We start from the raw sequence: 12,526 nt of genomic DNA, 5'->3' as shown, positions 1-12,526 counted from the left end.
GTGCCGATCCGGGCCGGGGCGGACGGATTGGCGATGCGGCGCGTGGGATGAAAGTCTTGCGCGCCGTTTTCATGTCAGGTCCGCAGACATCAGGCGAAAAGCGCGGCCGAAGCCGCCATTGAGGCTGGCCGAGGTCGGGCGGAGATCGAAGAAAAAGAAATCGGGCAGGTCGATACAAAGCTTCGATTTCGGATGATCGGCGAGCCAGCGGTCGCGCATCGTCGGGAAGGCGGGGTTGTCGCGTTCGACGGCATGGGCTTCGACCTGCAGCGAGAGGCGCGGATGGGTGAGCGGATCGCCTTTCGGGCCGGGCTCTCCCAACAGCAGACCCGCGCGGCGATCCCGCAGAAGGGCTGTCGTATGCGCCGCGAGGCTGGATACGAAGATTAACAGTTCCCCCTGAGGGCCGGGCCCGAGGGCGACGCGGGTCACGACCGGCGCGCCCGTATCCGGGTCGAGCGTGCCGAGCGCCCCGAACCGGGCCTCGCGGATCAGGCGTTGCGCCAAGGCGCGGGCCTCGTCATCCGTCGGGCGAATTGGGTCGGTCGTTGGAGTTGGTTGCGGCATGGGCGACTCCTCGCGGACGTCCTAATGCTAGGACTCAGCCACGCCGTCCGCAATCGACGTCGTCGGCTTTAGGATGACGTAACGACAGATTGCGTACCGAATCACCCCGTGGTGCCATGTTCCCTCTTCTTGGTTGCCGCCCGCTTTTAACCATGAGGTCGATTTTCAGATGCGGGCTCCGCGCGCATGAAACGCTACAGGCAAGCGCTTGATTAAGCGTGACTATTTTCTGCCTCATTTCCGTGCATTTACAGCGTTAGCGCAATCGGTGTCAAAAAGTTTACAAAAAAATTCAGCGTATAAAGGGGGTTACATGAATCTTAACCTTTGAGTTACAGTGGCGCGGGGTAGAGGGCCTGCACCATGACGCGGGCGACATGCGGACACGCCGTGCCGCAAGGCGAAATTGCTGGGAGGAAACTCATGACTGCGCAAGACAAGGTGACTCAGGTTCCAGAGGTCAAAGAGGTCCCGCCGGGCTTCGAGAACGCCCATGCCGACGCTGCGAAATATCGCGAGATGTACAAGGAATCGATCACCGACCCGGAGAAGTTCTGGGGCCGCGAGGGCAAGCGCCTCGACTGGATCACGCCGTATACCAAGGTGAAGAACACCGATTTCACCTTCGGCCATGTCGATATCAAGTGGTTCGAGGACGGCGTGTTGAACGCCAGCGTGAACTGCATCGACCGCCACCTTGCGACGCGCGGCGACCAGACCGCGATCATCTTCGAGCCCGACGATCCGGAAACCCCGGCGCAGCACATCACCTACAAGGAGCTTTCCGAGAAGGTGAACCGCTTCGCCAATGTGCTTTCGAGCCAGGGCGTGATGCGCGGCGACCGCGTCGTGATCTACCTGCCGATGATCCCCGAAGCGGCTTACGCGATGCTCGCCTGCGCGCGCATCGGCGCGATCCACTCGATCGTCTTCGCGGGCTTCTCGCCCGACGCGCTGGCGAACCGCATCAATGACTCGGGCGCGAAAGTCGTGATCACCGCCGACACCGCGCCGCGCGGTGGTCGCCGCACGCCGCTCAAGGCCAATGCCGACGCCGCGCTGCTCCACTGCTCGGACAAGGTGCGCTGCCTCGTGGTGAAGCATACCGGCGACCAGACCACCTGGATCGACGGGCGCGATGTCGACGTGAAGGCGATGATGGAGAACGTCTCGCCCGATTGTCCGGCGCGTCCGATGAACGCGGAAGATCCGCTTTTCATCCTCTACACCTCGGGCTCGACCGGCAAGCCGAAGGGCGTCGTGCACACGACCGGCGGCTACATGGTCTATGCCGCGATGACGCATCAATACACGTTCGACTATCACGACGGCGACGTATTCTGGTGCACCGCGGATGTCGGCTGGGTCACCGGTCACAGCTACATTGTCTACGGGCCGCTCGCGAATGGTGCGACGACCGTCATGTTCGAAGGCGTGCCGACCTATCCGGACGCGGGCCGTTTCTGGGCCGTGTGCGAGAAACACAAGGTCAACCAGTTCTACACCGCGCCCACCGCGATCCGCTCGCTGATGGGGCAGGGGCCGGAATGGGTCGAGAAATACGATCTGTCCGCTCTCAAGGTGCTGGGCTCGGTCGGCGAGCCGATCAACCCCGAGGCCTGGGCCTGGTACGACAAGTATGTCGGAAAGGGCAAATGCCCGATCGTCGACACGTTCTGGCAGACCGAGACCGGCGGTCACATGCTGACCCCGCTTCCGGGCGCGACGCCCACCAAGCCCGGCTCGGCGACCCGTCCGTTCTTCGGCGTGAAGCCGGTCGTGCTCGACCCGCAGACTGCGGTGAAGCAGGACGAGACCGAGACCGAAGGCGTGCTCTGCATCTCGGACAGCTGGCCGGGCCAGATGCGCACCATCTGGGGCGATCACGAGCGCTTCCAGGAAACCTATTTCAGCCAGTACAAGGGCTATTACTTCACCGGTGACGGCTGCCGCCGCGACAGCGACGGTTACTACTGGATCACCGGCCGCGTCGACGACGTGATCAACGTCTCGGGCCACCGCATGGGCACGGCGGAAGTCGAGTCCGCGCTGGTCGCGCACCAGGCCGTGGCCGAGGCTGCCGTGGTGGGCTACCCGCACGAGCTGAAAGGGCAGGGCATCTACGCCTATGTCACGCTGATGAACGATGTCGAACCTTCCGACGAGCTGCGCAAGGAGCTCGAGAAGTGGGTCCGCACCGAGATCGGTCCGATCGCGAAACCGGACATCATCCAATGGGCGCCGGGCCTCCCGAAGACCCGTTCGGGCAAGATCATGCGCCGCATCCTGCGCAAGATCGCCGAGAACGATTTCGGCAGCCTGGGTGACACCTCGACGCTGGCCGACCCGTCGGTCGTCGATGAGTTGATCGAAAATCGCGGGAACAAGTGATGGCCGACAGCACGACCATGACGCGGACCAAGCCTGCGGTTCTGATCCTTCTCGGCCCGCCGGGCGCGGGCAAGGGCACGCAGGCGCGGATGCTCGAAGAGAGGTTCGGCCTCGTGCAGCTCTCGACGGGCGATCTTCTGCGGGCCGCGGTGTCGCAGGGCACCGAGGCGGGCCTCGCCGCGAAAGCGGTGATGGAGGAGGGCGGTCTCGTCTCGGACGAGATCGTTCTGGCGATCCTGCAAGATCGCATGGCGGAACCGGACGTTGCTAAAGGGGTGATCCTCGACGGGTTCCCGCGCACCGCCGGGCAGGCTGCGGCGCTCGACAGGCTTCTGGAGGAGAACGGCCAGTCGGTGACCGCGGCGATCAGCCTGGAGGTCGACGACGAGGCGATGATCGCCCGCGTCGCCGGCCGCTACACCTGCGCCAAATGCGGCGAGGGGTATCACGACGAGTTCAAACAGCCCGCGGTCGCGGGCGTTTGCGACAAATGCGGCGGCACGGAATTCAAGCGCCGGGCCGACGACAATGCCGAGACGGCGCGCGCCAGGTTGGAGGCCTATCACGCGCAAACGGCACCGCTGATCGCCCATTACAAGGCGCTCGGTGTTCTCGAGGAAATCGACGCGATGGGCTCCATCGACGAGATCGCCTCGGGCCTTGGGTCGATCGTAGAGCGCGTCTCGGCCTGATTTTTGGGGAGGGGCGGGCCCATGAGGGGCCCGTCTGGAGAGAAACTAAAGGGAGTTAGTCTCATGGCGGACAAATCCTCGTCCAACGCCTATTGGAAGGCGAATATCCGGACCATCCAGATCTCTCTGGTGATCTGGTTCATCGTGTCCTTCGGCTTCGGCATCCTGCTGCGCCCGATGCTGGCAGGCATCAAGATCGGCGGCACTGATCTCGGCTTCTGGTTCGCCCAGCAAGGCTCGATCCTCGTGTTCCTGGTGCTCATCTTCACCTATGCGTGGCGGATGAACAAACTGGACCGCGAGCACGGCGTCGAAGAGTAATCTCAGGGAGGAGAGAGGGATATGGATCAGTTTACCCTCAACCTGCTGGTGGTTGGCGCGACGTTCGTGCTCTACATCGGCATCGCGATCTGGGCCCGTGCGGGTTCCACGTCGGAATTCTACGCCGCCGGTCGCGGCGTTCACCCGGTCGTCAACGGCATGGCTACGGGCGCTGACTGGATGTCGGCCGCGTCGTTCATCTCGATGGCGGGCATCATCGCCTTTGGCGGCTACGACACCTCGGCCTACCTGATGGGCTGGACTGGCGGCTACGTGCTGCTGGCCATGCTGCTTGCGCCTTACCTGCGCAAGTTCGGCAAGTTCACCGTGCCGGAATTCATCGGCGACCGTTTCTACTCGCAAACCGCGCGCACCGTGGCCGTGGTCTGCCTTATCGTGGCGTCGATCACCTACGTTATCGGTCAGATGACCGGTGTGGGCGTCGCGTTCTCGCGCTTCCTCGAAGTCGACAACACCACCGGCCTCTTCATCGGCGCGGCGATCGTGTTCCTCTACGCGGTTCTGGGCGGCATGAAGGGCATCACCTACACGCAGGTGGCTCAGTACGTCGTGCTGATCATCGCCTACACGATCCCGGCGATCTTCATCTCGCTGCAGCTGACCGGCAACCCGATCCCGGGCCTGGGCCTGTTCTCGAACGACGTGAACACCGGCGAGCCGATCCTGTCGACGCTGAACGGTCTGGTCTCCGATCTGGGCTTCGCGTCCTATACCGGCCAGCATGACACGATGCTCAACATGTTCCTGTTCACCATGACGCTGATGGTCGGCACCGCCGGTCTGCCCCACGTCATCGTGCGCTTCTTCACCGTTCCGAAGGTCGCCGACGCGCGCTCCTCGGCGGGTTGGGCGCTGGTGTTCATCGCGCTGCTCTATCTCACCGCTCCGGCTGTGGGTGCGATGGCGCGTCTGAACCTGATCTCGACCTTCTACCCCAATGGCGTGAACGAGCCGGCGGTGGAGATGACCGCGATCGAGAACGATCAGAACCTGTCGTGGGTGCGCAACTGGGCCGCGACCGGTCTTCTGTCCTTCGACGACAAGAACGGCGACGGTCGCATCGAGTACAATGCGGGCGACACCAACGAACTGACCGTGAACCGCGACATCATCACCCTCGCCAACCCCGAGATCGCCAACCTGCCGGGTTGGGTGATCGCGCTGGTGGCGGCCGGTGGTCTGGCTGCGGCTCTGTCGACCGCTGCGGGCCTTCTGATGGCGATCTCGTCGGCAGTCTCGCATGACCTGATCAAGTCGCAGATCAACCCGGGCATCTCGGAAAAAGGCGAGCTTCTGGCCGCCCGTATCTCGATGGCCGTTGCGATCGCGATCGCGACCTATCTGGGTCTGAACCCGCCCGGCTTCGCGGCGCAGACGGTGGCTCTGGCCTTCGGTCTGGCGGCGTCGTCGATCTTCCCGGCACTGATGATGGGCATCTTCACGAAGCGCATCAACAACACCGGTGCCGTCGCGGGCATGCTGACCGGCCTGATCACCACGCTGGTCTACATCTTCCTGCACAAGGGCTGGTTCTTCATCCCGGACACCAACATGTTCTCGGATGCGAACCCGATGATCCTCTCGATCAAGTCGACGTCCTTCGGCGTGATCGGTGCGGTCCTGAACTTCATCGTCGCCTACTTCGTCTCGAACGCGACGAAAGAGACCCCGGAAGACATCCAGGAGCTCGTCGAGTCGATCCGTGTGCCGAAAGGCGCCGGTGCGGCAGTCGACCACTGAGACAGCGGCGCGGGACGGGGGAGCCCTCGTCCCGCCCCTCGAAAATCCGGCAGGCGCCCCGGGGGGGCGCCGCCACTTCCCGAAGGAAAAGATCATGGCCGCCGATCTGACCCCGATCCTCGCATTTCTCGAAGGCGTCCACCCTTACGACAATCTGCCGCGCAACGAGCTGGAGCGTGTCGCCAGTTCCTTCCGTCGCAGGGAATTGCCCGCCGGGCAGACCGTCTATTCCTATCGCGAGCCGCTCAAGGGCATCTATCTGATCAAGCGCGGATCGGTCGAAGTGACCGACCAGAACGGGGCACTGGTCTCGATCCTCGGTGCGCGCAACACATTCGGTGAGCGCGGTCTGATGCGCGACGGGCTCGCCGCAACCACCGCGCGCACGACCGCCGAGACCGTGCTGCTGGAACTGCCAGTCGACGAATTCCGGGAGCTGTCGCAGAACACCCCCGCCTTCGCGCGGTTCTTCAACCGGGTGCGCGGCGGCGAGAGCCGCACCAACTCAATCGCGACGATGAAGATCGCTGATCTGCTGGCGCAGGAGCCGATGGGCTGCGCGCCCGAGACCACCGTGACCGAGGCCGCGCGGCAGATGCGCGACGCACATATCTCCTCTCTGGGCGTAACCGATGCGAATGGCGCGCTGGTTGGGATCGTCACCGTGCGCGACCTGTCGAACAAGGTTCTGGCCGAGGGGCGCGCACCCGACACGCCGGTAGGCGAGGTGATGACGCCCGATCCGGTGACGCTGACGCCCGACGGGCTGGGGACGGACCTTCTGCATGTCATGCTGGAAAAGCGCGTCGGGCACCTGCCGATCACCGATCGCGGGCGCTTCGTGGGCATGATCACCCAGACCGATCTGACCCGCTTTCAGGCCGTGAGTTCGGCCGTGCTGATCCGCGATGTGGCGGGCGCCGAAACGGTGGCCGAAATGGCCGCCGTCACCGCGCGCATCCCGCAGCTTCTGGTGCAGCTCGTGGGCGGGCATCACGCCCATGAGGTCATCACGCGGCTGATCACCGATATCGCCGATGCAGTCACGCGCCGGCTGCTGAAGATGGCCGAAGAGACGCTGGGGTCGCCGCCTGTGCCCTATCTCTGGATGGCCTGCGGCTCGCAGGGCCGACAGGAGCAGACAGGCGTCTCCGATCAGGACAACTGCCTGATCCTCGACGATGCGGTGACCGAGGCTGATATGGAGTATTTCCGCCAACTCGCGAAGATCGTCTCGGATGGTCTGGACGCCTGCGGTTACGTCTATTGCCCGGGCGACATGATGGCGACGAACCCGCGCTGGTGTCAGCCGGTCCGGGTCTGGCGGGACTATTTCAACGGCTGGATCGCCAAGCCGAACCCCGAGGCGCAGATGCTGGCCTCGGTGATGTTCGACCTGCGCGCGATCGGCGGCAACGGGGCGGGGCTGTTCCAGCAGCTGCAGGTAGAGACCTTGGCGAAGGCGTCGAAGAACTCGATCTTCGTGGCCCATATGATCGCCAACAGCCTCAAGCATCACCCTCCGCTCGGCCTGATCCGGGGCTTCGCCACGATCCGCTCGGGCGAGCATCGCAACCACATCGACATGAAGCATAACGGCGTCGTGCCGGTGACCGATCTGGCCCGCATCTACGCGCTGCAGGGCCGCCTGCCGGAGGTGAACACCCGCGCGCGCCTGATCGAGGCGGAACATGCAGGCGTGCTGAGCCATTCCGGTGCGCGCGATCTGGTCGAGGCCTATGACCTGATCGCATCGATGCGGCTCGAGAACCAGGCGCATCTCGCGCGCTCGGGGCGCAAGCCGGACAATTATCTTGCGCCGTCGGACCTGTCCGATTTCGAACGCTCGCATCTGCGCGACGCTTTCGTTGTGGTGCGAACGATGCAATCGGCCGCCGGTCACGGCAAAGGCGCGATGAGCTGAGGAGAGCTAATGACGAACGATTTCATCTCGACCATTGCCGCGGGCCTGCTGGCCGCCCTCGTGGTCTTTCTGCTGTCGCATCTGAGCAAGCGGATCCGCGGCGAGAAGCTGCCGAAATGGGTGATGCCGGCAGCAATTGGCGCGGCGCTGATCGGCTATACGATCTGGAGCGAATATTCGTGGTTTCCCGAAATGCGCTCCGAGATGCCCGACACGGTCGTCGTGCTGCAGAAGATCGACGAAAGCGTGCCGTGGCGGCCCTGGACCTACCTTGTGCCGATGGTCACGCGTTTCATGGCGGTTGATGGCGGCAAGGTGGAACATCCCGTCGCGGGCAAGCCGGAACTGGTCGAGACCGATCTGCTGCTGATCGGACGCTGGCAGAATCTGCAGACGGTGCCGACGGTCTATGACTGCAAGACCGACAGCCGCGCCGATCTGGTAAACGGAGCCACGCTGTCGAAAGACGGAGAGCTGTCGGGCGGCGGTTGGCTGAAGCTCACGCCCGACGACCCGGGGCTGAAAGCGGTATGCGCAGGAGGATGAGACCATGCCGGGGGGGAGGAAACATCGCGTCCTGATCGTGGAGGACGAGGACAATATCGCGATCGCGCTCGACTACCTGATGAGCCGCGAGGGCTACGAGCATGACCGGATCGATACCGGGCGCGGCGCGCTGGAGAAAATCCGCGAGACCCGCCCCGATCTGGTCCTTCTCGACGTGATGCTGCCCGAAGTGTCGGGCTACGAAATCTGTGAAGGCGTGCGCGCCGACAAGGGCCTCGGCGATGTGAAAATCCTGATGATGACCGCGCGCGGCTCCGCGATGGAGCGCCGCAAGGGGCTCGCGCTCGGAGCTGACGGGTTCATCGCCAAACCCTTCGAACTGCGCGAATTGCGCGAGGAGGTCCACCGCATTCTCGACGGGGAGACGGCCTGATGGATCTCACCCGGCTCTCCCTGCGCACCCGGGTGTTCCTGTTCTTCGCCGCGCTCGCGCTTGGAAATCTGGCGGCGCTGGTGGCGGGGTTGTGGTTCGGCTTCACCCGGCTTGGCGATCCCGATTTGCTGAACGCTATGGTGATCGGCGGCACGGTCGCGGGCTTCGCGATCCTTGGGCTGATCGCCTGGATCTGGTTTCTGTTCGACGAGAACGTGGCCAAACCGATCGAGCGGCTCTCGGGGATGCTGCGCGCCCGCACCACCGCCGAGATCGAGGGCGAGATGGATGTCGATATCGCGCGCCATCTGGGCGATCTGGCTCCCGCCGCGGCCTCCGTCACGCGTCACCTGTCGGAGACCCGCAACGCCCTGACCGAAGCCGTTCAGCGCGAGACGACGCGGCTCGCGCAGGAGAAGGAGCGGCTCGAGGCGCTCCTGTCGGATGTGCCGGTGGGCGTGTTGCTCTGCACGGCCGATCATCAGCTGGCCTTCTATAACGGGCAGGCGGTGGAGCTCTTGGGCTCGGCCCATGCGCCGGGGCTCGATCGGCGCGTTTTCGATTACCTCAACCAGCCGCCCATCGCCCATGCCTATGAGCGTCTTCTGGCGACGGAAGACCCCGATGCGGCCTCGGATCTGCTGTGTTCGACCAAGGCGGAGGGGCGCGTGCTCGCCGCCCGGATGCGGCTGCTGTCGGAGGGTGAGGATCACTACGTCTCGAAGCGCCCGGGCTACGTGCTGACGCTGCGCGACGTCTCGGGCGACATGGCCGCTCATGCGCAGCGCGAGCAGTTGATGGATGAGCTGTTCGACCGCATCCGCCGCCCGGCCGCCGCGCTGCAATCGCTGATCGGGGTCCTGACCGCCGACGACGGCCCCGCCCCGGGTCCGGAGCGGGACCGGGTTCGCGAGGCCGCCAATTCCGAGGCGCATCACCTCTCCGCCGCGATCCACGAATTTTTCGAGCGCCACGAGGCAAACCGCGCCGATTGGTGGCCGCTCGCGATGATCCGCGCCTCCGATCTGGGGCAGGCGGTGGCCGCGCGGGTAGCCGCCGAGGGGGGAGCGATCCTCCCGGTCACGGCCGCGCTGATGCTGCGCTGCGAGGGTTTCGAGATGGTCGCGCTTCTGGCGGGTCTGGTGCGTCGCCTGACCGACCGGCGCGACTTCCGGCTGGAGATTACAGAGGACGGCCCCGGCGCGCTGATCGCGCTGGAATGGGAAGGCGCTCCGCTTCCGATCGGAGAGCTGGAGCGCTGGCTTGCCGAACCGCTCGACACCGGGCTGGAAGATGTGACCGGGCACCGGGTGCTCACCACCCATGCCGCCGAAATCTGGCCCGAGAAGCTGGGCGACACGCGTGCGCGCCTGTGTATCCCGCTCCGCGAGGCGCGCCATGTCACCAAACGCCCGAAGCCGGTGCCGCGCGCGGTGGTCTACGATTTCGACCTGCTTGCGCGCGAGCGCGTCGCCGAGATCGCCGACACGCCGCTGACCGATCTGACCTATGTCGTGTTCGACACCGAGACGACCGGCCTGCTGCCCACCGAGGGCGATGAGATCGTCCAGATCGCCGCGGTCCGGATCGTCAACGGGCGGCGGATCGATACCGAGGTCTTCGACACGCTCGTCGATCCCAAACGCCCGATTCCGCCCGGCTCGACCGAGGTGCATGGCATCTCGAATGCGATGGTCGAAGGCGCGCCCGACATTGCCAAGGTGGGGCGCGACTTCCATCGTTTCGCCGAGGGCGCGGTGCTGATCGCGCATAACGCGCCCTTCGACATGGAATTCCTGCATCGCAAGGAAGGCGCGATCGGAGAGCGGTTCGATCATCCGATCCTCGACACGGTGCTGCTGTCGGCGGTGGTGTTCGGGCAGTCGGAGAGCCACACGCTCGACGCGCTGACCCACAGGCTTGGCATCACCATCCCGGAGGAGGCACGCCACACCGCGATCGGCGATACGGTCGCGACGGCGGATGCTTTCCTGAAGATGCTGCCGGCGCTGCAGGCGCGCGGCTTGCGGACGTTCGGCGAATTGGTGGCGGAGCTGCGCAAGCACGGGCGGCTGCTCAAGGATCTGAACGGGTAGGGGGCTCTGCCCCCATCTCCTCCGGAGAGCCCCCGGATATTTGGGCCAAGGCGAAGTGCGGCCGCGCCCCTGATGTCAGAGAATCTCGAGAACCGTTTCCGGCGGGCGGCCGATGCGGGCCGCAGTCTCGGTCAGCACCAAGGGGCGCTCGATCAGCTTCGGGTTGGCGGTGAGCGCCGAGAGGATTTCGTTTTCGCCGGCCTCCTTGGAGAGGTCGGTATCCTTCCAGCGGATCAGGGCGGAGGCGGGCTGGCCGAGCTTCATCAGCGCGTCCTGCAGTTCGACCATGGTCGGCGGCTCTTTCTGGTAGTCGCGCACCTCAGGCGCGATCCCGCGCGCTTCGAGAAGTTTCAGCGTCTCGCGCGATTTCGAGCAGCGCGGATTGTGCCAGATCGTTACAGCCATTTGTCTCTCCCGGTGCCGATCGCCTCGGAAACGCTGGCGAAGCCGTCGCGTTCCAGAAGGGCGTCGAGGCCGCGTACGATATCTGCAGCGAGCGAGAGGCCGGAGAACACCATCGCGGTGTAGAGCTGCACCGCCGAGGCGCCCGCGCGGATTTTCTCGTAGGCCTGCTCGGCAGAGCCCACGCCGCCAACACCGATCAGCGGCAGGGCGCCCGCAGTATGCCGCGAGAGCTGGGCCAGAACGCGGGTCGATTTCTCAAACAACGGTGCGCCGGACATGCCGCCCTGATCGGAGGGGTTGGGCGAGGTCAGCCCCTCGCGCGAAAGCGTCGTATTGGTCGCGATGATCCCGTCGATCCCGCTTTCCAGCGCGACCTCGGCGATCTCGGCCAGTTCCTCGGCGCTCAGATCGGGGGCGATTTTCAGGAAGACCGGGATACGCCGCGCGAGGCCGTCGCGGGTCTCGATCACGCCTGCCAGCAGAGCCGCCAGCGCGGCTTTGCCCTGCAGGTCGCGCAGCTTCTCGGTGTTGGGCGAGGAGACGTTGACCGTTGCGAAATCGATATGCGGGCCGGCATGGGCCAGAACGGTCGCGAAATCTTTCGCGCGGTCGGCGGCGTCCTTGTTGGCGCCGAGATTGAGGCCTACCGGAATGCCCTGGGGGCGCTTTGCCAGCCGCTCGGTGATCGGCTCCATGCCCTGATTGTTGAAGCCGAAGCGATTGATCGCGGCGCGGTCAGCGGGCAGCCGCCAGAGGCGCGGAGGCAAGTTGCCTTCCTGCGCGCGCGGCGTCGTGGCGCCGACTTCGATGAAGCCGAAGCCCGCGCGCATCAGCTGCGGCACGGCCTCGGCGTTCTTGTCGAAGCCGGCCGCAAGGCCCACCGGGTTCAGAAGCGACATCCCCGCCAGATCGGTTTTCAGCCGGGGCGAAGTGATCGGGCCGGGCAGGGGCGCGAGCCCCATTCGCAACGCGCGCAGCGACAGGCCATGCGCCTTTTCCGGGTCGATCTTGTGAAAAACCGCGAGGCCCGCACGCTCGATCAGGGTGGTCACGACATTTCCTTCGGGAAGATATGGCCCGCAGCGCCCAAGGGCAGGGCGTGGTCCCAGACGACTTCGCTGAGATTCAGCGGGCGGTAAAGATGCGGGAAGAGCTGATCGCGGCGCGAAGGTTCCCACTTCAGATCGGCGCCCATCGCGGTGGAGTCGAAGGCGACCAGCACCAGATCGGATTCGCCCGCGAAATGTTTCGCAGCCGTTTCGACGACCTGATCGGCGGTGGAGAAATGGATATAGCCGTCCGCGAGGTCGACCGGAGCGCCGAGCGTGTGCCCGGCTTCGCGAAATGCATCCCATTCGGGGCGACGGAGGATTTTGTAAATCAACATGGCTTTCCCTTGCCCGAAAACGCGCCGTCCGGTCAAGCGTGG

12 protein-coding genes are annotated in these 12,526 nt (G+C 64.9%); 8 read left to right on the top strand and 4 right to left on the bottom strand.

The window, feature by feature from the left end; translation table 11 throughout:
• Positions 1-69: 69 nt before the first annotated feature.
• The gene (locus DEM26_RS01545; RefSeq protein WP_109171553.1) at positions 70-567 is read right to left on the bottom strand and encodes a HugZ family pyridoxamine 5'-phosphate oxidase; all 498 of its coding nucleotides are present in this window, start codon (positions 565-567) and stop codon (positions 70-72) included.
• A 423-nt stretch (positions 568-990) separates the two neighbouring features.
• Here DEM26_RS01545 and acs point away from each other — a divergent pair, with 423 nt between their 5' ends.
• The 8 genes from acs to DEM26_RS01505 all read left to right on the top strand — a co-directional run bounded on the left by acs (position 991) and on the right by DEM26_RS01505 (position 10,692).
• A complete protein-coding gene (gene acs, locus DEM26_RS01540; protein WP_077701305.1) occupies positions 991-2,958 on the top strand; it encodes an acetate--CoA ligase in 1,968 nt (655 codons plus the stop codon).
• Positions 2,958-3,650, top strand: a complete 693-nt coding sequence (locus DEM26_RS01535; RefSeq protein WP_075774059.1) for an adenylate kinase — start codon at positions 2,958-2,960, stop codon at positions 3,648-3,650. Before acs ends, DEM26_RS01535 begins: the two co-directional genes overlap by 1 nt.
• 63 nt (positions 3,651-3,713) lie before the next feature.
• The gene (locus DEM26_RS01530) at positions 3,714-3,971 is read left to right on the top strand and encodes a DUF4212 domain-containing protein (protein WP_075774060.1); all 258 of its coding nucleotides are present in this window, start codon (positions 3,714-3,716) and stop codon (positions 3,969-3,971) included.
• Between the two features lie 21 nt (positions 3,972-3,992).
• Positions 3,993-5,732 (top strand): sodium:solute symporter family protein, encoded by a 1,740-nt coding sequence (locus tag DEM26_RS01525; RefSeq protein WP_075774061.1) that lies wholly within the window; start codon positions 3,993-3,995, stop codon positions 5,730-5,732.
• Positions 5,733-5,826: 94 nt separating this feature from the next.
• The gene (locus DEM26_RS01520) at positions 5,827-7,656 is read left to right on the top strand and encodes a DUF294 nucleotidyltransferase-like domain-containing protein (RefSeq protein WP_109171552.1); all 1,830 of its coding nucleotides are present in this window, start codon (positions 5,827-5,829) and stop codon (positions 7,654-7,656) included.
• 9 nt (positions 7,657-7,665) lie between these two features.
• Positions 7,666-8,202, top strand: coding sequence for a hypothetical protein (locus DEM26_RS01515; RefSeq protein ID WP_088725492.1), 537 nt, complete (start codon positions 7,666-7,668; stop codon positions 8,200-8,202).
• A gap of 4 nt (positions 8,203-8,206) precedes the next feature.
• Entirely contained in the window at positions 8,207-8,596 is a 390-nt protein-coding gene (locus DEM26_RS01510) for a response regulator transcription factor (RefSeq protein ID WP_075774064.1), read from the top strand.
• Positions 8,596-10,692 (top strand): 3'-5' exonuclease, encoded by a 2,097-nt coding sequence (locus tag DEM26_RS01505; RefSeq protein ID WP_109171551.1) that lies wholly within the window; start codon positions 8,596-8,598, stop codon positions 10,690-10,692. Before DEM26_RS01510 ends, DEM26_RS01505 begins: the two co-directional genes overlap by 1 nt.
• Before the next feature lie 75 nt (positions 10,693-10,767).
• Here DEM26_RS01505 and arsC read toward each other — a convergent pair whose 3' ends face one another.
• From arsC to DEM26_RS01490, 3 genes are read right to left on the bottom strand one after another with little or no spacing between them, the layout of a single operon-like run.
• Positions 10,768-11,097 carry an arsenate reductase (glutaredoxin) gene (arsC, locus tag DEM26_RS01500; RefSeq protein WP_075774066.1) on the bottom strand — a complete coding sequence of 110 codons (330 nt, stop codon included), beginning with the start codon at positions 11,095-11,097 and terminating at the stop codon, positions 10,768-10,770.
• The gene (locus DEM26_RS01495) at positions 11,088-12,140 is read right to left on the bottom strand and encodes a quinone-dependent dihydroorotate dehydrogenase (RefSeq protein ID WP_109171666.1); all 1,053 of its coding nucleotides are present in this window, start codon (positions 12,138-12,140) and stop codon (positions 11,088-11,090) included. Before DEM26_RS01495 ends, arsC begins: the two co-directional genes overlap by 10 nt.
• A 5-nt stretch (positions 12,141-12,145) precedes the next feature.
• Positions 12,146-12,484, bottom strand: coding sequence for a DUF952 domain-containing protein (locus DEM26_RS01490; protein WP_078520541.1), 339 nt, complete (start codon positions 12,482-12,484; stop codon positions 12,146-12,148).
• Between the last annotated feature and the right edge of the window lie 42 nt (positions 12,485-12,526).

This window comes from Thioclava sp. NG1 (assembly GCF_003122275.1).
Taxonomy (GTDB): domain Bacteria; phylum Pseudomonadota; class Alphaproteobacteria; order Rhodobacterales; family Rhodobacteraceae; genus Thioclava; species Thioclava nitratireducens.
Note: the sequence above shows the minus strand (reverse complement) of the source record. Positions and strands in the feature narration are given on the sequence as shown.